The organism is Micromonospora sp. NPDC051924 (genome assembly GCF_055586005.1).
In genome coordinates this window covers 23,806-48,154 of sequence record NZ_JBVJJA010000021.1, presented here as the reverse complement: position 1 = coordinate 48,154, position 24,349 = coordinate 23,806, and the positions used below count along the sequence as shown (strand labels likewise).

The 24,349-nt window shown below is 73.9% G+C and carries 18 protein-coding genes; 14 read left to right on the top strand and 4 right to left on the bottom strand.

Annotated elements, in window-relative coordinates; all coding sequences use genetic code 11:
• Genes ACZ6S5_RS18340 through ACZ6S5_RS18330 form a run of 3 tightly spaced genes read right to left on the bottom strand, consistent with a single transcriptional unit; the run spans window position 1 to window position 3,127 of the window.
• Complete coding sequence (locus ACZ6S5_RS18340) at window positions 1-1,287, bottom strand: hypothetical protein (RefSeq protein WP_466001824.1); 1,287 nt, start codon at window positions 1,285-1,287, stop codon at window positions 1-3.
• The gene (locus tag ACZ6S5_RS18335) at window positions 1,287-2,399 is read right to left on the bottom strand and encodes a hypothetical protein (RefSeq protein ID WP_466001822.1); all 1,113 of its coding nucleotides are present in this window, start codon (window positions 2,397-2,399) and stop codon (window positions 1,287-1,289) included. The genes ACZ6S5_RS18340 and ACZ6S5_RS18335 overlap by 1 nt, the downstream gene beginning before the upstream one ends.
• Window positions 2,396-3,127 carry a helix-turn-helix transcriptional regulator gene (locus ACZ6S5_RS18330; protein ID WP_466001913.1) on the bottom strand — a complete coding sequence of 244 codons (732 nt, stop codon included), beginning with the start codon at window positions 3,125-3,127 and terminating at the stop codon, window positions 2,396-2,398. Before ACZ6S5_RS18330 ends, ACZ6S5_RS18335 begins: the two co-directional genes overlap by 4 nt.
• 58 nt (window positions 3,128-3,185) lie before the next feature.
• Here ACZ6S5_RS18330 and ACZ6S5_RS18325 point away from each other — a divergent pair, with 58 nt between their 5' ends.
• From ACZ6S5_RS18325 to ACZ6S5_RS18315, 3 genes are all read left to right on the top strand, one after another.
• On the top strand, window positions 3,186-3,983 hold the full coding sequence (locus ACZ6S5_RS18325; protein ID WP_466001820.1) for a DUF2249 domain-containing protein: 798 nt from the start codon (window positions 3,186-3,188) through the stop codon (window positions 3,981-3,983).
• 145 nt (window positions 3,984-4,128) lie between these two features.
• Entirely contained in the window at window positions 4,129-4,569 is a 441-nt protein-coding gene (locus ACZ6S5_RS18320; protein WP_466001911.1) for a hemerythrin domain-containing protein, read from the top strand.
• 170 nt (window positions 4,570-4,739) lie between these two features.
• Complete coding sequence (locus tag ACZ6S5_RS18315) at window positions 4,740-6,143, top strand: UDP-glucose dehydrogenase family protein (protein ID WP_466001818.1); 1,404 nt, start codon at window positions 4,740-4,742, stop codon at window positions 6,141-6,143.
• Window positions 6,144-6,153: 10 nt separating this feature from the next.
• Here the strand turns inward: ACZ6S5_RS18315 and ACZ6S5_RS18310 are convergent, their stop codons facing one another.
• On the bottom strand, window positions 6,154-7,380 hold the full coding sequence (locus ACZ6S5_RS18310; RefSeq protein ID WP_466001909.1) for a TIGR04053 family radical SAM/SPASM domain-containing protein: 1,227 nt from the start codon (window positions 7,378-7,380) through the stop codon (window positions 6,154-6,156).
• 268 nt (window positions 7,381-7,648) lie between these two features.
• Between ACZ6S5_RS18310 and ACZ6S5_RS18305 the strand changes: the two genes are divergently transcribed.
• From ACZ6S5_RS18305 to ACZ6S5_RS18255, 11 genes are all read left to right on the top strand, one after another.
• Window positions 7,649-11,311 (top strand): nitrate reductase subunit alpha, encoded by a 3,663-nt coding sequence (locus ACZ6S5_RS18305; protein WP_466001816.1) that lies wholly within the window; start codon window positions 7,649-7,651, stop codon window positions 11,309-11,311.
• On the top strand, window positions 11,311-13,008 hold the full coding sequence (gene narH / locus ACZ6S5_RS18300) for a nitrate reductase subunit beta (protein WP_466001814.1): 1,698 nt from the start codon (window positions 11,311-11,313) through the stop codon (window positions 13,006-13,008). The genes ACZ6S5_RS18305 and narH overlap by 1 nt, the downstream gene beginning before the upstream one ends.
• On the top strand, window positions 13,005-13,628 hold the full coding sequence (gene narJ, locus ACZ6S5_RS18295; protein WP_466001812.1) for a nitrate reductase molybdenum cofactor assembly chaperone: 624 nt from the start codon (window positions 13,005-13,007) through the stop codon (window positions 13,626-13,628). Before narH ends, narJ begins: the two co-directional genes overlap by 4 nt.
• Window positions 13,625-14,386 (top strand): respiratory nitrate reductase subunit gamma, encoded by a 762-nt coding sequence (gene narI, locus ACZ6S5_RS18290; RefSeq protein WP_466001810.1) that lies wholly within the window; start codon window positions 13,625-13,627, stop codon window positions 14,384-14,386. Before narJ ends, narI begins: the two co-directional genes overlap by 4 nt.
• Before the next feature lie 17 nt (window positions 14,387-14,403).
• Entirely contained in the window at window positions 14,404-15,597 is a 1,194-nt protein-coding gene (locus ACZ6S5_RS18285) for a molybdopterin molybdotransferase MoeA (RefSeq protein WP_466001808.1), read from the top strand.
• Window positions 15,598-15,743: 146 nt separating this feature from the next.
• Entirely contained in the window at window positions 15,744-16,973 is a 1,230-nt protein-coding gene (locus ACZ6S5_RS18280; protein WP_466001806.1) for an MFS transporter, read from the top strand.
• 212 nt (window positions 16,974-17,185) lie between these two features.
• A complete protein-coding gene (locus ACZ6S5_RS18275) occupies window positions 17,186-17,653 on the top strand; it encodes a hypothetical protein (RefSeq protein ID WP_466001907.1) in 468 nt (155 codons plus the stop codon).
• On the top strand, window positions 17,653-19,050 hold the full coding sequence (locus ACZ6S5_RS18270; protein WP_466001804.1) for a hypothetical protein: 1,398 nt from the start codon (window positions 17,653-17,655) through the stop codon (window positions 19,048-19,050). Before ACZ6S5_RS18275 ends, ACZ6S5_RS18270 begins: the two co-directional genes overlap by 1 nt.
• The gene (locus tag ACZ6S5_RS18265; RefSeq protein ID WP_466001802.1) at window positions 19,047-20,378 is read left to right on the top strand and encodes a VWA domain-containing protein; all 1,332 of its coding nucleotides are present in this window, start codon (window positions 19,047-19,049) and stop codon (window positions 20,376-20,378) included. Before ACZ6S5_RS18270 ends, ACZ6S5_RS18265 begins: the two co-directional genes overlap by 4 nt.
• A gap of 13 nt (window positions 20,379-20,391) precedes the next feature.
• Complete coding sequence (locus ACZ6S5_RS18260) at window positions 20,392-21,504, top strand: ATP-binding protein (protein ID WP_466001800.1); 1,113 nt, start codon at window positions 20,392-20,394, stop codon at window positions 21,502-21,504.
• Window positions 21,501-24,332 carry a DUF5682 family protein gene (locus tag ACZ6S5_RS18255; RefSeq protein ID WP_466001798.1) on the top strand — a complete coding sequence of 944 codons (2,832 nt, stop codon included), beginning with the start codon at window positions 21,501-21,503 and terminating at the stop codon, window positions 24,330-24,332. The genes ACZ6S5_RS18260 and ACZ6S5_RS18255 overlap by 4 nt, the downstream gene beginning before the upstream one ends.
• The last annotated feature ends 17 nt before the right edge of the window (window positions 24,333-24,349 follow it).

Genomic DNA, 24,349 nt, shown 5'->3' with positions numbered 1-24,349 from the left:
TCACCTCCGGGCGGTGAGCAGGACCCGGGCGGCCGGCACGAGGAACTGCACCAGCGCGGCGAGGATCAGCAGGGACGTGGTGATACGGACGTACGGCGGGCTGGGCAGCGCGAAGACCGCCAGGGCGGCGTTGGTCATCGCGACCCGCTGCGGGCCGTGTCGGTCCAGCCGGTCGGCACGGGCCCGGACCGGCCCCGGACCTCCGCCGAGGACCACCGGCAGTAGATACGTCAGGGCGCCGACCAGGACCTGCCCGACGAAGCCCACCAGCAGCGGGACCAGCACCGCGCCGAAGCGGTCGACGGCCGCGGCGGGCTCGGCGGCGGTCAGCAGGGTGGCCGAGTCCACGGCCAGGGCGACCAGGAGCCACCCGGCCGCCGCCACCACCGACCAGGTGGCGAAGGCGTACGGGGGACGGGCCCGCGCCACGGCCACCGCGGGTCGCAGAGCCACCAGGACGCCGAGCACGAACAGGCCCAGCCCGACCGCGATGACGGCCCGCCACCAGGCGAGCAGACCCAGGCCGAGCAGGAGCAGCCCGGTGGCGGCCAGTGGCAGGGCGGTGGTGGCGGCCCGTACCGCGCCGTCGGCCATTCGGGTCCGCAGCATGGTGGGCCAGAGGGTGAGCAGCGTGCCGAGCACGGTCAGGGTGACCCAGCCGAGCAGGTTGACGTGCGCGTGGAACAGCAGCAGCCGGGGGCGGTGCGCGTCGTCGGTCAGCAGCATGCCGGCCCCGACCGGGACACCGGCGAGCAGCGCCAGGCTCGCGGCCAGGTAGTAACGGACGGTCACGCTGAACCGGGCCGGCAGGGCCCGCCGCAGCCGCCGGGCGAGCCAGGCCAGGTGGGCGGCCACCGCGGCGAAGACCAGCACGGCGCCGCCGACCCCGAGCCACGGCCGGTCGGCCGCCCCGCCGCCGAGGACGGCCACCACACCGACGTTCAGCACGGTGAGGCGGACCGCCTCGGTCCGGTGCCCGGCCGGCAGCGGAGTTCGCAGCACCGCCGCCGTGAAGTGCGCGGACCAGGCCAGGATGGCGTTGGTGACCGCGCCGAGCAGCAGCAGGTGGATCGCCAGCCAACGCCAGGCGGGCAGGAACGGGTGGACGAAGCCCAGGACGACGAGGGTGGCCAGGTACGCGGTGGGCAGCAGGCCGACCCGGCGGTGCCACGCCGCCCGCCCGGTCTCCCCCACCGGCGCCCGCCGCGCCCCGACCGTCGGGTCCGGGCCGGTGGGCGTCGCCGACCCGGGGTCGGTCGACCGGCCTGCGGTCGGGGGGCTGGCCATCAGCCCACCGCCGGGACGGGTCCGACCGCGGGCCGGTGGACGGGCCGGGCGCCGGTCAGCGCGCCGGCCAGCGCGCAGCCGAGAAAGGTGAGGACGGCGACGACGTTGGCGACGCCCGCCCAGCGCCAGACCGACGACACGGCCAGGCCGTCCCCGACCACGAGCCGTACCAGCAGGCTGCCGTGCAGCAGGGCCAGCGGCAGGTACAGCCAGGGCCGGTAGGGCAGCGGGCGACGGAGCACCGCCGGCAGGATGACCGGGGCGTGCACGAAGAGCATCGACATGGTGAAGCCCAGGAAGGTGGCGTGCAGCGTGGCGTCGTAGCGGGGGCCGGCCGTGACCGGCCCGGCACCGGCCCAGAGCAGGCCGGCGACCGCCAGCCAGGCGTACCCGGCGAGCAGGCCGACCGCGACGTAGCGGGGCAGGCCACGGCCGCGCACCGTGCGGCGGGCGACGTCGTGGACCAGCAGCCAGCCGACCACGGCGAGCAGGCCCACCCCGAACAGGTGCGCCCCGGCGTCCGGCCACAGCGCGGTGGCGGTGACCCCCGCGGTGAGCGCGCCGAGTGCGGCGAGGAACCAGCGGACCCCGTGCGGGGGCAGCGCGAGCCGCGCCAGTTCGAGGCGTTCCCCGGCGATGGTGGCCACCACGAAGGTGGCCAGCCACGGCACGGTCTCCGGCACGGCCGCGCCGGCCAGCCACAGCAGCACGGCGGCGTACCAGGCGAGCGCGCCGAGGCCCTGCGCCAGGAGGGACGGGCCGGGCTGTCGGTGCCAGAGCCGCCGGTAGACCAGCAGGAGCAGCACGGCGGCGAGCATCAACAGCAGCCGGGCGGGGACGCTCGGGCCGGTGAGCACGAGGGCCACCGCGCCGGCGCCGGAACAGGCCGGGGCGAGCAGAGCCCACCGGGCGCCGAGCGCCACCGCCCGTTCCAGGGCGACCAGCGTGCCGACGAAGCCGAGCACCATCAGCGGGCCGTGCACCTGCTCCACGGGCGCCCGCGGGGCGGGCAGCGGCAGGCCGAGCAGCAGGAGTGCGGCGTACAGGCCGGTGAGCAGGGCCAGGCCGCCGGCCGCGAGGACCGGGAGCCGCCCACCCGCCCGGGTGGTCATCGCGGCGTCGGGTCGGCCGCCGGCCGGCGCCGGCCCCGGGTCGGCCCGACCTCGGGTACGGCCAGGCGCACCACGCAGGCGTCGGGGGCGCCGAACGGCTCGACCACGGCGGCGGCCGGTGGCGCCCCGGCGTGTTCCAGGGCCCCCCGTACCACGCCGACGTGCAGGTTGCAGATCGCGTCGGGGTTGCGGTTGACCAGTTCCAGGAAGGGGCAGGTGTGCAGATGGATCTCGGTCCGGCCGTCGCCGGTGTGGTGCAGCCGGGGGCTGAAGCCCAGGCCGCGCAGCACCCCGAGCAGCGTGTCGAGCGGGTCCGCGCCGGCCGGGGTGGCGGCGGCCAGGTGGCGGCCCCAGTCCTGTCCGGCTCGGGTGGCTTCGGCGCGTGCGTCCCCGCCGGTTCGCCGGGACAGGTGGTCGAGCAGGGCGGCGGCCAGCGCCCGGTACGGCGCCGGCGCTGGGGCCTCGTTCGCGGCGATCCGGTAGCGCCAGGCCGGCCGGCCGGGTTGCCCGCCGCTGGCCCGGGCCTTGACCAGCAGGCCGGCGTCGACCAGCCGGTCCAGGTGGGCGCGGGCCGTGGACGGGTGCAGCCCGGTCCGCTCCCCCACCTCGGCGATGGTCATGCCCCCGCCGGCCGCCCGGATGATGCCGATGATCGAGGCCCGGCTCTCGGTGCCCAGGGCGCGGTGCCGGTCGGCGTCGATCGGTTCCCCGATCGGCCCTGTTCTCAGGGTTTCCACGATGAATAACGTTACAACGTCGTTCATCGTCGAAACCACGGGAGTCCCCATGTCCCAGGCACGATCAACAGCCGACCGCGAGGCCACCCGAGCGGTGGTCCGCCACCACGCCCAGCTCGCCGCGGCGCTCGACCGGCACGTCCAGGACCTGCTGGCGGCGGCCGAGCAGGGCGACCCTGTCCGGGCCGACCAGGCCCGCGGCGGCCTGGTCACCTGGCTGCGGGACGAGCTGCTGCCGCACGCGTACGCCGAGGAGAGCGCCCTCTACCCGGTGGCCGCCGGCCGGCCGGAGGCCGCGCTGCTGATCCGCGGCATGCGCGCGGAGCACCGGGCGATCACCGACCTGGTGACCGAGCTCGAAGCCGCCGCGGGGCCGGTCCGGGCGGCCGCGACGGCGCGGGCCCTCGCCGCGGTCCTCGCCGTCCACCTGATCAAGGAGAACGAGCTGGTCGTCCCGCTGCTGGTGGACGCCACGGAGGTGTCCCTGGCGACGCTGCTGGACGGCATGCACGATGTGCTCGGCTCCGCGGACTCGTCGGGTGGCTGCGGTGGCACCTGCGGGTGCGGCGGTGACCGCGTGTCGGCCGACGCGCCGGCCCCGACGCTGGCCATCGACCCGCGGCTCGACGTGCGGGCGCTGCCGCACGACCGCCGGCACGCCACCGTGCTGGCGGCGCTGGACGCGCTGCCGGACGGCGGGGCGCTGGTGCTGGTCGCGCCGCACGCGCCCCGGCCGTTGCTGGCCGAGATCGCGTCGCGCTACCGGGGCGGCATGGCCGCCGAGTGGCTCCAGGACGGACCGGACACCTGGCAGATCCGGTTGTCCCGCCAACCGATCACCGCCTGAGCAGTCTGCCGCCGCCGGGACGGCCGGGTCAGGGCCCGCCGTCCCGGCGCACCCGGGTCCTTCGGCCCTGATCCCGGCGGTAACCGGTGGACACCATGAGGCACGTACGGGTGGCGTACGGCCGCCCGGCGGGGAGGTGGAACTCGTGTGCAACTACTGCGGCTGCCGGGACTTTCCGCTGATCGGCCAGCTCGCGGCCGAACACGAGTCGATCTCCGACGCGGCCGGCCGGCTGCGCTCGTCCGTCCGCCGCGGCGACCCGGACGCCCTGACCGCGCTCGACGAGCTGCTGGCCCTGCTCACGCCGCACACCACCGTCGAGGAGGACGGCCTCTTCGCCGAGCTGCGCGCCGAGGGAAGCCTCGCCGAGGCGGTGGCCCGGCTCTGCGCCGAGCATCGGGACATTCACGGCGTGCTCGGCCGGGTCGACCGGGCCGCGCCGGACTGGCCGGCGGTGCTCGCCGCCCTCGACCGGTTGCACCGGCACATCGACAACGAGGAGCACGGGCTCTTCCCGGCCGCGGTGATCGCGCTGCCGATCCCCGCCTGGGACCGGATCACCCCGGCCGCCGGGAGCGCCCGTTGACGTTCTCCTCGCCCCACGTGCCCGTTCGATGAGCTGCCGGCGGGTCCGCAGCTGCCCGACCCGGTCTCCCAAGGTGCGAGCGACCTGATACGGACCCCACCCTCCACGTGGGAGGGGTAAACTCCCGCCGCTCAGCCGAGAAACGCCGCACTGCAAGGGAGCGCTCGAGGATGAGGGTCTGCGTCGTCGGAACGGGCTATGTCGGATTGACCACGGGCGCCAGCTTGGCGTTCCTCGGGCACAAGGTGACGTGCCTGGACATCGACGAGGCGAAGGTGGAGTTGCTGCGCGGCGGCGGGTCGCCCATCTACGAGCCATTCCTCGACGAGCTGCTCTCCGAGGCGGCGCCGAACCTGCAATTCACCTCCAACTACGCCGAGGCTCTCGCCGGTGCGGAGGTGGTCTTCGTCGCCGTGCAGACACCGCAGCAGCTCGATGGCGGGCCGGACCTGCGCTTCCTGCGCTCGGCCGCCGAGAGCATCGGCGAGCACGTCGGCGACGGGTTCACGGTCGTGGTCAACAAGTCGACGGTGCCGATCGGCAGTGGCAACTGGGTGGATCTGATCCTGCGTGAGTCGTTCGAGCGCGCGCACGGGCGGCGGGTCGACGGCGAGTTCTCGGTGGCGTCCAACCCGGAGTTCCTGCGCGAGGGTTCGGCCATCCACGACACGCTCTATCCGGACCGGATCGTCATCGGTTCGGACAACGAGCGCAGCCTTGACGTGCTCAACCGGCTCTACCGGCCGATCCTTGACCAGTCGTTCACCGCGCCGGCGTTCGCGCCACGCCCGGCTGAGATCGGTGCCGTGCCGCTGGTCTCCACCGACCTGGCCTCGGCCGAGCTGATCAAATACGCGGCGAACGCGTTCCTCGCCCTGAAAATCAGCTACATCAACGAGATCGGGCAGTTGGCCGAGCGGGTGGGCGCGGACATCCTCGAGGTGGCCCGCGGCGCCGGCCTCGACGCCCGCATCGGCCGACAGTTCCTGCAGCCGGGCGTCGGCTGGGGTGGTTCCTGCTTCGGCAAGGACACCGCGGCCCTGATCTCCACGGCGGCCGAATACAACCACGACATGCCCATCGTCAAGGCGGCCCGGGAGGTCAACCAGCGCCAGCGCGACGCAGTGGTCGAGCGGCTGCTGGCCGAATTGCGCATCCTCAAGGGCCGCAAGGTGGGCCTGCTCGGTCTGGCGTTCAAGCCGCAGACCGATGACCTGCGGGACGCACCCGCGATCGACATCGCCCGGCGGCTCGTGGAACGCGGTGCCCGGGTGAAGCTGCACGACCCGGTCGCTGCCGAGCGGTTCCGCCGCGAGCAGCCGGACCTCGCCGAGTTCCTGTGCGAGTCGGTCGAGGAGGTCTTCGACGACAGCGACGCCGTGGTGCTGGTGACCGAGTGGAACCACTACAGGGAGCTGGATTGGGCCAAGTTCATCGGCCTGATGCGCTCGCCGCACCTGCTCGACGGCCGGCATTCGCTCGATGGCAGGCGGCTGACCGCCCTCGGCTACCGCTATCTCACGCTCGCGGGGGAACCAGCTACGCCGAGAGTTCGCGCGACGCACCCCCGGTAGCAGGGGTGCGTCAGGTGTCGAAGAACCGCGCCGACTCCTCCGGAGGTGGGAAAGAGCCGGGCTGATAACCGCAGGAGGGGTCCTCCGCCCACACGTCACCGGTCACCGCGTACGCCCGGGCCCGCGACCCGCCGCAGACGGTGCGGAACTCGCAGGCGCCGCACCGGCCGCCGAGCCGGCCCGGGTCCCGCAGGCCGGTGAACAGGTCCGAGTCGCGGTAGATGTCCACCAGCGACCGCCGCCGCACGTTGCCGGCGGAGACCGGCAGGAAGCCGCTGGGGTGCACCTCGCCCCGGTGCGAGACGAACGCGAAGCCGTTGCCGGCGCCCACCCGCAGCGGCGGACGCCGGACCCGGCCGGGGCGCCCGAGCAGGCCCAGCCGCACCGACCGCTCGCGCAGTTCCCGGTAGAGCGGGCCGAGGCCCAGCGCGGCCACGTGGTCGACGCCGCGGGCGGCGAGCGCGTCGCGTTGCAGGCAGACCCGGCGGAAGTGGTGCGCCTCGGTGGTCTTGACCGGCACCGTCTCGCCGAGGTCGTAGAGCAGGTGCAGGACGTCCTCGGTCCGCGCCGCGTCGAGGCTCCGCAGGGACCGGCCCCGGCCGGTCGGGACCAGGAAGAAGACGCTCCACAGCAGCACGCCCCGGTCGCGTACCTGGGCGGCGATCGCGGGCAGGTCGACCGCCGTGTCCCGGGTCACCGTCGTGTTGACCTGGACCTTGAGCCCCAGGTCGGTGGCGTCCCGCCAGGCCCGCGCGGTGAGGTCCCAGACCCCGGGTACGCCGCGGAAGCCGTCGTGCGCCGCCGCGGTCGCGGCGTCCACGCTCAACGAGATGGCCCGCGCGCCGGCGGCCCGGATCCCGGCGAGAGCGGCGCGGGTGAGGGTGGGTGTCCCGGAGGGGGACACCGACACGGGCAGGCCCAGCTCGGTGCCCCGGCGGACCAGCGTCTCCAGGTCCGGTCGCTGGAACGGGTCACCACCGGTGATCACGAACAGCGGGGCCGGCCGGCCGAAGTCGGCGACCTGCGCCATCAGCGCCACCGCCTCGTCGGTGTCGAGTTCCGCCCCGTCCCGCAGCGGCTGCGCGGAGGCACGGCAGTGCAGGCAGGCCAGCGGGCAGGCCCGGGTGGCCTCCCAGATGACGATGAACGGCGCGTCCCGCACGTCCCGTTTCGGCACCCGAACGGAGCCGCCCGCCGCCCGGCGCGGCCCGTCCTGTTGTTGTCGCGTCCTCAGCACCCCGGTCACGGCGCCGACGCTGATTCGTGACAACGGTCGGGACCAGGGGCGCTGGTCCCGACCGGCACGGGCCGCAGGGCCCGGCACCGGCCGCTTCGGCGGCGCGGACGCGCCCGCGGCGGGGCGTACGACGGATGATCTCGGGACCTTCGGCCCGGGCCCACGACGTAGCGCCTGGGCAGGATGATCCCAAACCTTGCTCCGGTTGCACGACACCGCGACCGGCTGGACGGTGGACGGCACGGCAACGATCGAGGGAATGAGGCGTATGTCGCGAGCGACCGAGAAAGCGGAGCGGGCGCTGCTGGCGGTGGGCGGCCTGGTACGCCGGGCCGAGGTGTCCGCCGACGGCCGGACGCTGCACCAGATCGGCGGCCGGGAGGCGGACGCCTTCTACCGGGACCGCTGGTCCTACGACAAGGTGGTCCGCTCCACGCACGGCGTGAACTGCACCGGCTCCTGTTCCTGGAAGGTGTACGTCAAGGACGGCATCATCACCTGGGAGCAGCAGCAGACCGACTATCCGAGCGTCGGGCCGGACCGGCCGGAGTACGAGCCGCGCGGCTGCCCCCGGGGCGCCGCCTTCTCCTGGTACACCTACTCCCCCACCCGGGTGCGCTACCCGTACGCCCGGGGCGTGCTGGTGGAGATGTACCGGGAGGCCAGGCACCGGCTCTCCGACCCGGTGGCGGCCTGGGCGGACATCCAGGCCGACCCGGAGCGGCGCCGCCGCTACCAGCGGGCGCGCGGCAAGGGCGGCCTGGTCCGGATCACCTGGGACGAGGCCCAGGAGATGATCGCCGCCGCGCACGTGCACGCGATCAAGGAGTACGGCCCGGACCGGGTCGCCGGCTTCTCCCCGATCCCGGCGATGTCGATGGTGTCGCACGCCGTCGGCGCCCGGTTCCTGTCCCTGCTCGGCGGCTCGATGCTGTCCTTCTACGACTGGTACGCCGACCTGCCGGTGGCCTCCCCGCAGGTGTTCGGGGACCAGACCGACGTGCCGGAGTCCGGGGACTGGTGGGACGCGTCCTACTTCGTCATGTGGGGCTCGAACGTCCCGGTGACCCGTACCCCGGACGCGCACTGGATGGCCGAGGCCCGGTACCGGGGCCAGAAGGTCGTGGTGGTCAGCCCGGACTTCGCGGACAACGTGAAGTTCGCCGACGAGTGGATGCCGGCGCAGCCCGGCACCGACGGCGCTCTCGCCATGGCGATGGGGCACGTGATCCTCAAGGAGTTCTTCGTCGACCGGCGCACGCCGCAGTTCGTCGACTACGTCCGGCGCTTCACCGACCTGCCGTTCCTGGTGACGCTTGAGCCGGGCGCGGACGGCGGCTACCGGCCGGGCAAGTTCCTCACCGCCGCCGACCTCGGCGAGTCGGACAAGGAGGCCGCGTTCAGGACGGTGCTCTGGGACTCGGCGACCGATTCCGCCGCCGTGCCGCGGGGCAGTCTCGGGCACCGCTGGGGTGAGCAGCCGGGCCAGTGGAACCTCGACCTGGGTGACCTGGAGCCGGCGCTGACCTGCCTGGGCGGCACGGCCGTCGAGGTGGAACTGCCCCGCTTCGACACCGACACCCCGCAGGTGCTCCGGCGCGGCGTGCCGACCCGTACGGTTGACGGCCAGCTGGTGACCAGCGTGTTCGACCTGCTGCTGGCGCAGTACGGGGTGGCCCGCGACGGCCTGCCCGGGCAGTGGCCGGCCGGCTACGACGACGTCGAGGTGCCGTACACGCCGGCGTGGCAGGAGCCGATCACCGGGGTGCCGGCGGCGCAGGTGGCCCGGGTGGCCCGGGAGTTCGCCGACAACGCCGAGCGCTCCGGCGGCCGGTCGATGATCCTGCTCGGCGCGGGCACCAACCACTGGTTCCACTCCGACGCCACCTACCGGGCGATCCTCGCGCTGGTGACGCTCACCGGCTGCCAGGGGGTCAACGGCGGCGGTTGGGCGCACTATGTCGGGCAGGAGAAGTGCCGGCCGGTGACCGGCTGGCAGCAGTTGGCGTTCGGCCTGGACTGGGTGCGCCCGCCCCGGCAGATGATCGGCACCGCCTTCTGGTACGTCCACACCGACCAGTGGCGCTACGACACGTACTCCGCCGACGTGGTGTCCGCGCCGACCGGCACCGGGGCGTTCGCCGGGAAGCACACCATGGACCTGCTGGCGCAGTCGGCCCGCGCCGGCTGGATGCCGTCCATGCCGACGTTCGACCGCAGCCCGCTGGACCTGGCCGACGAGGCGCTCGCCGCCCGGCCGGAGGACCCGACCGGCTGGGTGGCGGAGCAGGTCGGCGCGGGTGCCGTGCGGTTCGCCTGCACCGACCCGGACGCGCCGGAGAACTGGCCGCGGGTGCTCACCGTGTGGCGGGCCAACCTGCTCGGCTCGTCGGCGAAGGGCAACGAGTACTTCCTGCGGCACCTGCTCGGCACCGACGCCAACCTGCGCGCGGCGGAGGCGCCGGCGGAACTGCGGCCGAAGGACGTGACCTGGCGGGCGGAGGCCCCAGAGGGCAAGCTCGACCTGCTGCTGAGCCTGGACTTCCGGATGACCTCCACCACGCTCTTCTCCGACATCGTGCTGCCGGCCGCCACCTGGTACGAGAAACACGACCTGAGCAGCACCGACATGCACCCGTTCGTGCACGCGTTCACTCCGGCGATCAACCCGCCGTGGCAGACCCGGACCGACTTCCAGGCGTTCCACGGCATCGCCAAGGCATTCTCCACGCTCGCGGGGAGCCACCTCGGTGTCCGGAAGGACCTGGTCGCGGCCCCGCTGCTGCACGACACCCCGGACGCGATGGCCACCCCGCACGGCCGGGTCCGCGACTGGGCGGTCACCGGGGAGACGCCGGTCCCGGGCCGGACCATGCCGAAGCTGGTGGTGGTCGAGCGGGACTACGGCGCGGTCGCCGACAAGATGGCCGCACTCGGGCCGCTGATGGACTCCCTCGGCACCACCGGCAAGGGCGTGGCGGTGGACGTCCGCCCGGAGGTGGAGTACCTGCGCCGCAAGAACGGTGAGGTGCGCGGCGGGGCGGCCGACGGGCGGCCGTCGCTGGCCACCGACGTGCACTCCTGCGAGGCGATCCTCGCGCTGTCCGGCACCACGAACGGCCGGGTGGCCACCGCCGGCTTCCACGACGTGGAGAAGCGCACCGGGGTACGCCTGGCCGACCTGGCCGCCGAGCACGAGGGCAAGCAGATCACCTTCGCCGACACCCAGTCCCGCCCGGTGCCGGTCATCACCAGCCCGGAGTGGTCGGGCAGCGAGCACGGCGGCCGGCGCTACTCGCCGTTCACCATCAACACCGAGCGGCTCAAGCCCTGGCACACCCTGACCGGGCGGCAGCACTTCTTCCTCGACCACGACTGGATGCACGAGGCCGGCGAGGCGCTGCCAATCTTCCGCCCGCCGCTGGACATGCACAGACTCTTCGGCGAACCGCGGCTCGGCCGCAACGGCGAGCTGGAGATCACCGTCCGGTACCTCACCCCGCACTCGAAGTGGTCCATCCACTCGGAGTACCAGGACAACCTGATCATGCTGACGCTGTCCCGGGGCGGCCCGACGATGTGGATGAGCGAGGCGGACGCGGCGAAGATCGGCGTCCGGGACAACGACTGGATCGAGGCGGTGAACCGTAACGGCGTGGTGGTCTGCCGCGCGGTGGTGACGCACAAGATGCCCGAGGGCACCGTCTACATGTACCACGCGCAGGAGCGGGTGATCGACGTGCCGAAGGCCGAGGTCAACGGCCGGCGCGGCGGCATCCACAACTCGCTGACCCGGCTGCTGGTCAAGCCCACCCACCTGATCGGCGGGTACGCGCAGCTCTCCTTCGCCTTCAACTACCTCGGACCCACCGGCAACCAGCGCGACGAGGTCACCGTGATCCGCCGCCGCTCCCAGGAGGTGCAGTACTGATGCGGGTCATGGCACAGATGGCGATGGTGATGAACCTCGACAAGTGCATCGGCTGCCACACCTGCTCGGTCACCTGCAAGCAGGCGTGGACCAACCGCTCCGGCGTCGAGTACGTCTGGTTCAACAACGTGGAGACCCGCCCCGGGCAGGGCTACCCCCGCACCTACGAGGACCAGGAGCGGTGGCAGGGCGGCTGGGTGCGGACCCGCTCCGGCCGGCTCAAGCCGCGCTCGGGCGGGCGGGTGAAGAAGCTGTTCAGCATCTTCGCCAACCCGAAACTGCCGGCCATGCGGGACTACTACGAGCCCTGGACCTACGACTACGAGCACCTGATCAACGCGCCGGCCGGCGAGGACACCCCGGTGGCCCGGCCCAAGTCGCTGCTCACCGGCCAGGACACGAAGATCACCTGGAGCGCCAACTGGGACGACTCGCTGGCCGGTGGCAACGAGATCGCGGCCGGCGACCCGGTGCTGGCGAAGGTCTCCGATCAGGTCCGCCAGGAGTACGAGAAGACGTTCATGTTCTTCCTGCCGCGGATCTGCGAGCACTGCCTCAACCCGTCCTGCGCCGCGTCCTGCCCCTCCGGCGCGATCTACAAGCGGGCCGAGGACGGCATCGTGCTGGTCGACCAGGACCGCTGCCGGGGCTGGCGGATGTGCGTGACCGGCTGCCCGTACAAGAAGGTGTTCTTCAACCACCGCACCGGCAAGGCGGAGAAGTGCACCTTCTGCTTCCCGCGGATCGAGATCGGCCTGCCCACCATCTGCTCCGAGACCTGCGTGGGCCGGCTGCGCTACCTGGGGCTGATGCTCTACGACGCCGACCGGGTCGCCGAGGCCGCCGCCATGAAGGACGAACACGACCTCTACGACGCGCAACGTTCGGTCTTCCTCGACCCGCACGACCCGGCGGTGGTCGCCGCCGCCCGGGACGCCGGCATCCCGGACGACTGGATCGACGCCGCGCAGCGTTCGCCGATCTGGGACCTGATCATGAAGTACGAGGTGGCGCTGCCGCTGCACCCGGAGTACCGGACCATGCCGATGGTCTGGTACATCCCGCCGCTGTCCCCCGTGGTCGACGTGCTGCGCGAGACCGGGCACGACGGCGAGGCGGCCGGCAACCTGTTCGGCGCCATCGACGCGCTGCGCATCCCGGTGGAGTACCTCGCCGAGCTGTTCACCGCCGGTGACCCGGTCCCGGTGCGCAACGTGCTCAACCGGCTGGCCGCGATGCGCGCGTACCAGCGGCGGATCAACCTGGGCGAGGCGGCCGACGAGTCGATCGCCACCGCCGTCGGGATGACCGGCGCCGCGATGGACGAGATGTACCGGCTGCTGGCCATCGCCAAGTACGAGCAGCGCTACGTCATCCCCGCCGCGCACGCCGAGGACGCGCACCGGCTGGAGAAGATCGCCACCGAGTGCAGCCTCGACTACGAGGGCGGCCCGGGCATGGGCGGCGGCGGCCCGTACGGGCAGGGGCCGTTCGGCGAGTCCTCCGGCACCCCGGTGCCGGTGCAGGTGGAGACCTTCCACATGCTGCGCGACCGGCAGACCTCGGACGGCTTCGTCGACCCGGGTGACGAGCCGCGCCGGGTGAACCTGCTCAACTGGGACGGCAAGGGCACCCCGAAGGGCCTCTTCCCGCCCCGCCGTCCCCAGCCCGAACCGGCCGACGGAGGCCAGCCGTGAATCAACCGACCTGGCGGGCGGTGGCCGCCCGCGCCGCTTCTCTGCTGCTGCGCTACCCCGACGACGAGGTGCTCGCCGCGCTGCCGACGATCCGGGCCGCCCTGGACGGCCTGCCGCCGGAGGTGGCGACGTCGCTGCGGGAGGTGGTCGCGCACCGGTCGGCCGCCACGCCGGTGCAGCTGCGCGCCGAGTACGTGCAGGTCTTCGACTTCCGCCGCCGCTGCTGCCTGCACCTGACGTACTACACCTGCGGGGACACCCGGCGGCGGGGTGAGGCGCTGGTCGGCTTCGCCGCCGCGTACCGGGCGGCCGGGCTGGAGGTGGTCGACGGTGAGCTGCCCGACTTCCTGCCCGCGGTGCTCGACCTGGCCGCCCTCGACGAGGGGGGCTGGCGGCTGCTGCGGGACAACCGGGTCGGCCTGGACCTGCTGGTCGAGGCGCTGGGCCGGGAGGGTTCCGGCTACCGGCACGCGGTGACCGCCGTACGGGAGATGCTGCCGCCCGCCCAGCCGGCGGACCTGGCCGCCGCCGCCCGACTGGCCCGCACCGGCCCCCCGGCGGAGCAGGTCGGCCTGGAACCCTTCGGACTCGTCGACACGACCTCGGGAGGTCGCCGATGAACACGCTGCTGTGGGTGGTCTACCCGTACCTGTGCCTGGCGGTCCTGGTCGGCGGATTGATCTGGCGACACCGGTACGACAAGTTCGGCTGGACCACCCGCTCGTCCCAGCTCTACGAGAGCACGATCCTGCGCTGGGGCAGCCCGCTGTTCCACTTCGGCGTGCTCATGGTCCTGATCGGGCACATCGGCGGGTTGCTGGTGCCCAAGGCGTGGACCGAGGCGGTCGGCGTCAGCGAACACGTCTACCACCTGATGGCCGTCTTCATCGGCACCGTGGCCGGCCTGTGCACCCTGATCGGCCTGGCCATCCTGGTCGCCCGGCGGCGGCTCACCGGACCGGTCTTCGCCGCCACCACCCGCAACGACAAGGCGATGTACGTGGTGCTCGCCGGGGTCATCGTGCTCGGGCTGCTGGCCACCGTACGGGCCAACGTGATCGGCGACGGATACGACTACCGGGAGACCGTCTCCCCGTGGTTCCGCTCGCTGTTCTACCTCCGCCCCGACCCGGAGATCATGGCGGGTGTGCCGGTGGGCTTCCAGATCCACGTCCTGGCCGCCTTCGGCCTCTTCGCCTTCTGGCCCTTCACCCGCTTGGTGCACGCCTTCAGCGCGCCGGTCGGGTACGCCACCCGCCCGTACGTGGTCTACCGCAGCCGCGACGAACGGCGGCGGCCCGGGCTGCGTCCCACCCGGCCCGGCTGGGACGGGCCACCCCGACTGCCCGGCCGGGACCGCAGCCGGGCGGGACGGTGAGCCGCACGGGAGGTGCCATGACCATCGCCGTCGAACGCCATCGACAGGAGCCGGCCGTTGCGCCCACCGGCTGGGCGCAGGCCCGCCGGCTCGCCCACGACCTGGCGTCCCCGTTGCCCCCGCAGACCGTACCGCTGGCCGCCGCGGCCGGTCGGACGCTGGCGGCGCCGTTGCGGGCGGCGGTGCCGGTGCCCGGCTTCGACAACTCCGCCATGGACGGGTACGCGGTACGCGGTCCCGGTCCGTGGCGGGTCGTCGACCGGGTGCTCGCCGGCCGCACCCGGGTACCCGCGCCGCTGGTCGACGGGACGGCCGTCGAGATCGCTACCGGCGCGCCCGTACCCGACGGCACCGACCGCGTGGTGCCGTACGAGGCCGCCGAGCGCCGCGACGACACCGTGTGGTCGCCGCCGAGCGAGCGCCGGCACGTGCGCCGGCGGGGCGAGTACGCCCGGCCGGGACGGGACCTGGTCCCGGCCGGCGCACCCGTCACCCCGCCGGTGCTGGGACTGGCTGCCAGCGTCGGCCTCGACACGCTCACCGTCCACCCCCGACCCCGGGTGCGGCTGATCGTCAGTGGCAGCGAACTGGTCCCCGCCGGCCGGCCCGGCTGGGGACGGGTCCGGGATGCGATCGGTCCGATGCTGCAACCGCTGCTCAGCTCGTGGGGGGCGGAGCTGCTCGACTCCCGCATGGTCGGCGACGAGCCGGACTGGTTCGCCGCCGCGATCGCCGGCAGCCTCGCCGACGCGGACGTGACCGTCGTCTGCGGCGCGTCGTCGGTCGGCCCTGCCGACGGGCTGCACCCGGCGCTGGACCGGCTGCGCGCCACCGTCCACGTCGACGGGGTCGCCTGCCGGCCGGGGCACCCGCAGGTCCTCGCGCAGGTGGGCGCGAGGTGGGTGGTCGGGCTGCCCGGCAATCCGTACGCCGCCCTCGTCGCCGCGCTCACCCTGGCGGGCCCGCTGCTGGCCGGGCTCGCCGGGGCGCCGCTGACCGAACCGGAGACCGCGCCGCTCGCCGGTGCGCTGCCGCCGGACGACCGGCGTACCCGGATCCTGCCGGTCCGGTGCTCGGCCGTCGGGCTACACCCGCTGGGCGGCGGGCAGCCCGGCTACCTGGGCGGCGCGGCCACTGCGGACGCCTTCGCCGTCGTGCCGCCCGGTTGGCGGGGCGACGGCCCGGTGGGGCTGTTGCGTCTCGGGCGGTGACGCACCCGGAGGGCCCGCACCGGCCGGGACTTCCGGCCCTGATCCGTCCGGTTCGGCTGCGGCACCCTCAGAACGGTGAAGCGGATTCCAGCGATCCTCTTTCCCGGCCCAGCGGCACCGTCCCGACGACCTCGACGGAGAGAGCGATGACCATGACCCGTGACACGCAGCCGGCACCGGCCCGGCCGGGCCCGGCACCCACCACCGGCGCCGCCGCCCCGCTCCAGCTCGCCGTCGCCACGCTCGGCTTCCTGGTGAACTTCTGGGCGTGGGCGCTGCTCGGCCCGCTCGGCCCCGGCATCAAGGAGCGGCTGGGGCTGAGCTTCGCGGCCCAGTCCCTGCTCGTCGCCGTCCCGGTGGTGGTGGGGTCGCTCGGCCGCATCCCGGTCGGCGCGCTCACCGACCGGTACGGGGCACGGGTCGTGTTCCCGCTGGTCACCCTGGCCACGATCGTTCCGGTGCTGACGCTGACCGTGGTCTCCTCGTACGCCGCCCTGATCGTGACCGGCCTCTTCCTCGGCATCGGCGGGACCGCCTTCGCCGTCGGCGTCCCGCACGTCTCCGGGTGGTACCCCCCGGCCCGGCGCGGCTTCGCCATCGGGGTGTTCGGCGTCGGCATGGGCGGCACGGCGATCGCCAACTTCACCACCGTCCGGCTGGCCGACGCCTACGGCGACCGGGCGCCGTTCCTGCTCGTCGCCGCGATCCTCGCCGGGTACGCCGTGCTGGCGTTCCTGCTGCTGCGCGACGCCCCGGGCCGCACCCGGCCCACCGGCTCGGCCTGGCAGCGGCTGGCGGGCGTCGGACGGCTCACCGTCACCTGGCAGTTGTGCTTCCTGTACGCGGTCGGCTTCGGCGGCTTCGTGGCCTTCAGCGTCTACCTGCCCGCGTACCTGCGCACCACGTACGAGCTGAGCCCCGCGGACGGGGCGTTGCGGACCGCCGGGTTCGTGGTGCTGGCCGTGGCCGCCCGGCCCGTCGGCGGTTGGCTGTCCGACCGGCTGCACCCGGTCCCGGTGCTGGTCTGGTGCTTCGCCCTGGTGGCCGCCCTGGCCGTGGTGCAGGCCTTCGAGCCCCCGCTGATGCCGGTGGCCACCGTGGCCTTCCTCGGCATGGCGATCCTGCTCGGCGCCGCCAGCGGAGCCGTCTTCGCCCTGGTCGGCAAGGTCGCCCCGGCCGAACAGGTGGGCGCGGTCACCGGGCTGGTCGGGGCGGCGGGCGGGCTCGGCGGGTTCGTCCCGCCGCTGGTCATGGGCTGGGTGTACGGCGCACAGGGCTCGTACGCGATCGGTCTCATGCTGCTGTCGGACGTGGCGCTGGCCGCCGCCGTCTTCACCGCCGTCAAGATGAGCGGACTCGCCCGCCGGTCGGACTGAGCCGGGCCTTCCCCCCCGACCGGCGGCCGCGGTTCGCGGCCGCCGGTCTCCGCGTTCCGGTCGGTCGCGGCGATGTCGTACCGATGGTCCATGATCCCTGTCGTCACAGCGGCGGATGTGGGCCGGCGTGGGCACCCGCTGCCCGCGGCCGGTCGCCGGCGGGGAGGTCGGAGATGACGGAGGCGACAACAGCCTCGTGGCGGCGACGAAGCGTGCTGCGGGTGGTGCCACCCGCCCGGGCGCGCAAGCTGGCCAAGGTGCCCTTCGTCGAGCTGGCCGACGGGCGACTGCAGGGCGTGGTGTCCAGCGGCTCCGACATCGAGCGGGTGTACGTCTCGTCGGTGGCCGCCGGCACCCACGCCTACCACTGCAGCACCAACAACAACCGGCCGTGCGGCGGGCTGCGGGGCCATCCCTGCAAGCACCTGCACGCCCTCGCCGACGAGGCGATCATCCAGTACGGCGTCGAGCAGGTCGCCCGCTACCTGCGGGTGGACCCCGGCGACGGGGTGGACACCGGCGCCGGGCTGATCGCCCGGATGGACCCCCGGCACGAGCCGAGCCCGGCGGCGGTGGTGTTCAGCCGCTTCCTGCGCCACCTGGGCTACCTGGAGGTGCCGGAGAGCACCGTGCCGCTGCCGGAGCTGCAGTGGTTCCCGGCGACCCCGGCGGTGGGCTGATGCTGGCGCACCAGGTGGCGCGGCTGCGCGCCGAGGTGGTGGCCGGATTGGCCGAGACCCTCGGCGTCGTGGCCGGCTTCGACGACGTGCTGACCCGGGGCTTCGCCCGGGTCGGCGACGAGGACGCCGCGGCGCTGGCCGCGCTGGCCGGCGCGGTGGCCGGCACCCCGCTCGGTGAGCGGGTGGCGGAGGCGGCCGGCAAGGTGACCGCCGGATCGGTCGTGCAGGAGCACCTCGCCGCGCTGGCCGGTGCCCGCTCGGCCCTGCTCGGCGCGGCCCACGACGCCCTGCTCGGGCAGCTCGACGCGGCGCTCGGGCGGGACCGCTCGCCGTGGACCGGGGCGGCCGCCGGGGCGACGGAGACGTCCCCCGCCCTGCTGGGCGCCGGCGCCTGGCTGCACGAGGTGGCGGTCACCGGTTGGCGCGGCCTCGACCACGAGCTGGTCTCCGCCGCCGGGACGCCGGTGGAGGCCGCGCTGGCGGAGCCCGGGCTGCGTCGGCTCGCCGTGCTGCTCGACGGCTTCGCGGCCGAGCTGCGGGCGTGCGTACCGGTGGCGGCGATGCCGCAGGTGCCGGCCCGGCGCTGGGCGGACCTGTGGGCGCGCGGTGTGCTGCTCGCGCAGGGCGCGCCGGTCGCGGCGGCGGCCGACGCCGAGCTGGTCTCCGGGCGGCTGTTGCCGCTCGGCGTGGAGGTCCACGAGCACGACACCGCGGTGCAGGTCCAGCTGCACGCGGTGTTCGAGCCGGGCGACGGCGGGACGCCCCGGCTGGTCCGCGCCGCGGTGGGCGCCGCCAAGGTGGCCACCATCGTCGGGCCGGCGATCTGGCGGCTGTTCCCGGGGCAGCCCACGCTGCTGCGGGCGCTGGCCGAGCGGCGCGCGCTGACCATCACCGGCCTGCCTCTGCACGCCGGCGACCTGCGCTGGGACGACAACCGGGCCGAGCTGGGCGAGCCGGCGGACCCGTTCGCGACCGCGCGGGTGCTGCTCGCCTCGGCGTACGCCGCGTCGGCGTCGCCGCTCGATCGGCACCCGGCCGCGATCGCCGAGCCCGTACTCGTCGAGGGCTACCAGGTGCGTGACGAGGAGGAGCTGCTCTTCGACCTCGGCGGCGAGCCGGTCCCGGTGGCCGTCGACCGGCTGCCGGCCGGCGGTCCGCTCACCCGCGACCGGGTCGCCGGCTCGTCCGCCTGCATCGGCCTGCTGCGCTGGGACGACGGCCGCTGGCTGCTGCACCCGCTCGCCGTGCGCGGCACCGGCAAGCGGCAGGTGGCCGAGGCGCACAACGGCGACTGGGCGGGCGGGATCACCGACCCGAAGGTCGCGAAGGCCGAGGCCAAGGCGGGCGACGCCGTGGCCGTGCTGCGCGAGCGCGCGGGACGGTTGCTGCGCCGGTGACCGCCGACGACCGCAACGACGAGAACCGCCGCCAGGTCCTCTACTGGCGGCTGCTGGCCCGGCTGTTCAGCCCCGACGAGCAGCCCGCCCTGGAGTCGGCGAGCATGGCCGTCGTCGAGGACCTCGGCCTGCCGGCCGCGCTGCTCGACCCGACGGTCTCCGTCGACACGGTGGTCCAGCGCTTCCCGGCGCTCGCCGGCGAGCTGCGCGGGCTGCTCACCAGCCCCGAGGACGACCCTGCCCCGGCGGCCGGCTCGTGCCAACCCGGTGAGGACGAGGTGCGTCGGGCGGCACTGGTGTCGAAGCTGCTGCTCAACGTGTTCGCCACCGGCACCGGGTCGGTCAGCGCCGGCCAGCTCGCCCGCTGGCAGTCCGACGCCGGCTGGTTCGAGCAGGCGCTCGGCGCGGAGCCCGGCGAGCTGCGCCGGGAGGGCGGCGGGCTGGGCGGCACGCTCGCCGGGTTGGAGGGTGACCTGGTCCGCCGGATGCACCTGCGGGAGGTGCTGGCCGATCCGAAGCTGGCCAGCCGGCTGACCCCCAGCATGTCGCTGATCGAGCAGCTGCTGCGGGACAAGGCCAACCTGTCCGGGGTGGCGCTGGCCAACGCCAAGGCGCTGATCCGCCGCTACGTCGACGAGGCCGCCGAGGTGCTGCGGACCCAGGTGGAGCAGACCAGCGTCGGCGTCGTCGACCGGTCGATGCCGCCGAAGCGGGTGTTCCGCAACCTGGACCTCGACCGCACCATCTGGCATAACCTGACCAACTGGAGCCCGGAGGACCAGCGCCTCTACGTCGACCGGCTCTACTACCGGCAGACCGCACGCCGCACCACCCCGGCCCGGTTGATCGTGGTGGTGGACCAGTCCGGGTCGATGGTCGACTCGATGGTCAACTGCACCATCCTGGCGTCCATCTTCGCCGGGCTGCCCAAGGTGGACGTGCACCTGATCGCGTACGACACGCGGGCGCTGGATCTGACCCCCTGGGTGCACGACCCGTTCGAGGTGCTGCTGCGGACCAATCTCGGCGGCGGTAACGACGGGCCAGTCGCGCTGGCGCTCGCCCGCCCCAAGATCGTCGAGCCGAGGAACACCGTCCTGGTGTGGATCTCGGACTTCTACGAGTTCGACCGGTCGCAGCCGCTGTTCGACGGGATCGAGGCCGTGCACCGCTCCGGGGTGCGGTTCATCCCGGTCGGCTCGGTCAACAGCTCCGGTCAGCAGAGCGTCAACCCCTGGTTCCGGCAGCGCTTCAAGGACCTGGGCACCCCGGTCATCTCCGGCCACATCCGCAAGCTCGTCGTCGAGCTCAAGAGCTTCCTCACCTAGGAGACCACCCCTGATGTCCGACATGCTGCGTGCCCCCGCCGAGGTCAAGTACGCTGACGAGCTCGACTGGCTGGAGTCGGTCGACACCGGCCCGAAGCCGTTCTCGTGGCGGCTGAGCCCGCGGATGGTCCGGCTGTTCATCCTCGGCTCGGAACGGGCCGACGGCCTGGACCGGGAGATCCGACAGAAGTGGTTCGGCGACCGGAGTTTCGTCGAACGCGCCATCGTCACCCTCGCGTCCGACCGGGGCCTGCTGCTGATCGGCGACCCGGGCACCGGCAAGAGCTGGCTGGCCGAGCTGCTGGCCGCCGCGATCTGCCGCAACTCCACGCTGGTCGTGCAGGGCACCGCCGGCACCACCGAGGACCACATCAAGTACTCGTGGAACGTGTCCATGGTCATCGCTCGTGGCCAGTCCCGCGAGTCGATGATCCCGTCGCCGATCATGACCGCGATGGAGCAGGGCGTCGTGGGTCGCTTCGAGGAGCTGACCCGGTCCACCAGCGACGTGCAGGACGCGCTGATCTCGATCCTGTCCGAGAAGTACGTCTCGATTCCCGAGCTGGACCGGGACAACATCGTCTTCGCCCGGCCGGGCTTCTCGGTCATCGCCACCGCGAACAGCCGGGACCGCGGCGTGAACGACCTGTCGTCGGCGCTCAAGCGGCGGTTCAACTTCGTCCGGATCCCGGTGGTGACCAACAAGCGCAGCGAGGCCGAGATCGTCCGCTTCCGTACCGAGGAACTGCTCCGCCGGCACGCCATCGACCTGGACGTGCCGCCCACGCTGCTGGACATCCTGCTGCAGACCTTCGCCGACCTGCGGGCGGCGGCCGCCTCGGCGGCCAGCGACGACGAGAAGCTGGAGTCGGCGCTGTCCACCGCCGAGCAGATCGGGGTGCTGGAGGACGCCATCCTGCACAGCGAGTTCTTCGGTGACCGCACCCTGCGTCCGGAGACCCTGGCCGGGTCGTTGATGGGGTCGCTGGCCCGGCGCAGCCCCGAGGACCTGGCCATCCTCAACAAGTACCTGCACGGGGTCGTGGAGCCGCGGGCCAAGCAGGACGGTGGCGACTGGGCGGGCTTCCTCGACGGCGGTCGCCAGGCGATCGCCTCGCTGTCATGACCGCGCCCACCGGTACCGGCCTGTTCGGGGCGCTGCGCGAACAGCTCGCCGACGCGGCCGCCGCCTTCGCCGACTCCCCCGACGCGCTGGCCGGCATCCTCGCCGGCATGGTCGACGACGTCGACCGGGCCCTCGGCGAGCGGCTGGAGATCTTCCCGGTCTGCCACCACTCGCCGGCCTCCGCGCTGGCCATGCTCCGGCGGCTGCGCGCCAAGCAGCCGAAGGTCGTCTACCTGGAACTGTGCGAGGACCTCCAGCCGCTCCTGACCGAGCTGCGCAACTGCCGCCTCCCGGTCGCCGTGCAGGCCTTCGCCACCGAGTTGGCCGGGTTCCCCGCCGAGTGGGCGCCGCTGAGCGTGGTCGCCCCGATCACCGAGGCCTCCGCCGAATATCAGGCCATCGCGTACGCCCTGGACACACCAGGGGTGGAGCTGGTGCTGGTGGACCGCTCCACCGACCACGTCTTCCAGTGGACGCCCCGACCGGAGACCGGCCCCGCACCGGTCGGTCCGGAGGCCGGCGCGACGGTCGGCACCGAGGCGGCCGAGGAGGCGGCGCTGCACGGCGACGCGGTCGGCGTGGAGATCGGCGACCTGCGGCCCCGCTTCGCGGAACTGGAGGCCTACCTGCTGCACCACGGCAAGGTGCGGCACTGGTCGGCGTGGTGGGACCAGTACGTCGAGCGGCCGCTCGCGGACGCCGACCACGACACCTACCGGCAGGTGATGGTGCTCATCGGCAGCCTCTTCCGGCGGCTACGGCCGACCGAGGCGGACCGGCTGGACCGGGACGAGGACCGGGAACGCCACATGTGGACCCGGATCCGGCAGCACCTGGCCGCCTCCGGTGCCGACCCGGCCGACTGCCTGTACGTGTGCGGGGCGTTCCACGCCGCCAGCCGGGTCGCGCAGTTCGGCCTCGACTCGGCCGCGCCGGACTTCGTGATCAGCCCGCGCACCGGCACCAACTGGCGGTACGGGCTGATCCCGTCCAGCCACTCGGCCATCGAGGCGCAGTTCGGCCTCGCCCCCGGCTCGGTGTCGATCGCCGCGGCGGCGTGGACGAAGTCGCTCAGCCGTGCCGGGCTCGTCCCGCACCGGCTGCACGGCCAGCAGGGTGGGACGAAACGGGGCCGGCGCGGCCGGGCCGCCGTCACCCCGGCGGCCGCCGCGCCGGTCGCCGACCGGCTCACCGGCTTCCTGGCCGCGCCACCCCCGCTGGACGGACTCGACGAGGCGGAGCTGCGCGGCTGGTGCGTGGACATCGTCCGGCTCGCCCGGCGCAACGGCTACCTGGCCAGCACCGCCGACGCGATCGCCGTCTTCGAGACCTCGATCCTGCTCGCCGGGCTGCGCAACCGGGCCCGGCCCACCCCGTACGACTTCGCCGACGCCGCGGTGACCTGCATCGAGAAGGACGTCGTACCGGGCCGGCGGGACGTCCGTCGGCTCTGCGAGATCCTGCTCGGCGGCGACCGGGTCGGCCAGGTCGGGTACGACTCGCTCCCCCCGCTGGCGCGCGACGTCCTCGACCGCCTCCGTCCGCTCGGCCTGGACCTGGAGCGGCGGACCGTGCAACGGGCCCTGCTGGACCTGCGCGCGCACCCGGCGCTGCCGGCCTGCTCGGACCTGCTCTGGATGCTGCGGCACCTGCTGCCCGCCGACGCGGTCCGCCCGATCATGGGCGAGCGGCGGCTCGGGCACCGGTCGCTGCAGGAGAGCTGGGACCTGGCGCTCGGTCGCCACCAGCGCGCCCTGATCGAGCTGGGCTACGAGGGCGTCACGGTCGAACAGGTCCTCGAGCAGCGGCTGCGCCGATCCGTCCGTCGGGCGGACGCGACCGCCGCGACCGCGCTCGCCGCCGTCGAGGACGCCATCCGCCTGCTCGACAGCCCACGTCTGGTCGATGAGCTCGGCGTGCGGGCGGTGGAGCTGCTTTCCGCCGAACGCACCGTGGACGACGCCCCCGAGGTGCTCCGGCGGATCCGTCGGCTGCTCGCTCATTACCGCAGCACCGCGGCGCGGCTGCCGGCCTGGTGCGAGGCGTTCGTGACCACCGGGTACGCGCACTACTGCACCCTGCTGCCCACCGCATTCGTCGACGAGGCGACCGGCGTCCGGCAGGTCGGGGCCATGCTGGGCTTCCTGTTCAGCATGGAGGGCCTCGCGCTCTCGCTGGGCTGCGACCGGTCCCAGCTGGAACTGGCCGTCGCCCAGTCCCACCCGGAGGCGCCGGCGAAGGTTGCCCTGCTCTGGGCGTCCCGCCACCAGCTCGGCCTGCTGCCCCTCGCCGAGCTGCGCGCCCGTTGCGCGGAGCTGCTGGCGAACCCGCTGGTGGTGCCGGCGTTCCCGCAGTACCTGTCCGGGTTCGTGCACGCGTTGGAGCCGGTGCCGGCGCTGGCCCCGTTCGTGGTCGAGACGATGTCGACGGCGTTCGCCCGACTGCCCGACCCGGTGCTGCTGCCCTGGCTGCCCAACCTGATCACGACGTTGCGGGAGCAGGGGCCGGACCTGGTGCCCCTGCTGGTACGCGAGGCGGAGCGCACCTTCCCCGGCACCCTGCCGGCGCTGGACGCCTGGGTGCCGCCGTGGCGGGCCGCCACCGGTCAGGCGCCGTCGGACGTACGGGTGGCCCCGGCCGGCCCGGTGACCGCGCTGCTCGCCGGGCATCCGGAGACGGTGGACGCGGTGGCCGCGCTGCTCGGCTGCACCGGCGAATGGCGGCGGGGCGCGGCCTCGGCCGGGGCGGGCCGGGCCGTGGCGCTGGTGGCCGCGCACCCGGCCACGGCCGACGCCGTGGCAGGGCTCCTGGCGCGAACATCGGGGTAGCGGCAGGCTTCGCGGAG

Excerpts from the sequence above, each read along its gene's own strand:
- ACZ6S5_RS18340 (WP_466001824.1), bottom strand. The coding sequence starts at position 1,287 with ATGGCCAGCCCCCCGACCGCAGGCCGGTCGACCGACCCCGGGTCGGCG.
- ACZ6S5_RS18335 (WP_466001822.1), bottom strand. The coding sequence starts at position 2,399 with ATGACCACCCGGGCGGGTGGGCGGCTCCCGGTCCTCGCGGCCGGCGGC.
- ACZ6S5_RS18325 (WP_466001820.1), top strand. The coding sequence starts at position 3,186 with ATGTCCCAGGCACGATCAACAGCCGACCGCGAGGCCACCCGAGCGGTG.
- ACZ6S5_RS18315 (WP_466001818.1), top strand. The coding sequence starts at position 4,740 with ATGAGGGTCTGCGTCGTCGGAACGGGCTATGTCGGATTGACCACGGGC.
- ACZ6S5_RS18305 (WP_466001816.1), top strand. The coding sequence starts at position 7,649 with ATGTCGCGAGCGACCGAGAAAGCGGAGCGGGCGCTGCTGGCGGTGGGC.
- narH (WP_466001814.1), top strand. The coding sequence starts at position 11,311 with ATGCGGGTCATGGCACAGATGGCGATGGTGATGAACCTCGACAAGTGC.
- narI (WP_466001810.1), top strand. The coding sequence starts at position 13,625 with ATGAACACGCTGCTGTGGGTGGTCTACCCGTACCTGTGCCTGGCGGTC.
- ACZ6S5_RS18285 (WP_466001808.1), top strand. The coding sequence starts at position 14,404 with ATGACCATCGCCGTCGAACGCCATCGACAGGAGCCGGCCGTTGCGCCC.
- ACZ6S5_RS18280 (WP_466001806.1), top strand. The coding sequence starts at position 15,744 with ATGACCATGACCCGTGACACGCAGCCGGCACCGGCCCGGCCGGGCCCG.
- ACZ6S5_RS18270 (WP_466001804.1), top strand. The coding sequence starts at position 17,653 with ATGCTGGCGCACCAGGTGGCGCGGCTGCGCGCCGAGGTGGTGGCCGGA.
- ACZ6S5_RS18260 (WP_466001800.1), top strand. The coding sequence starts at position 20,392 with ATGTCCGACATGCTGCGTGCCCCCGCCGAGGTCAAGTACGCTGACGAG.
- ACZ6S5_RS18255 (WP_466001798.1), top strand. The coding sequence starts at position 21,501 with ATGACCGCGCCCACCGGTACCGGCCTGTTCGGGGCGCTGCGCGAACAG.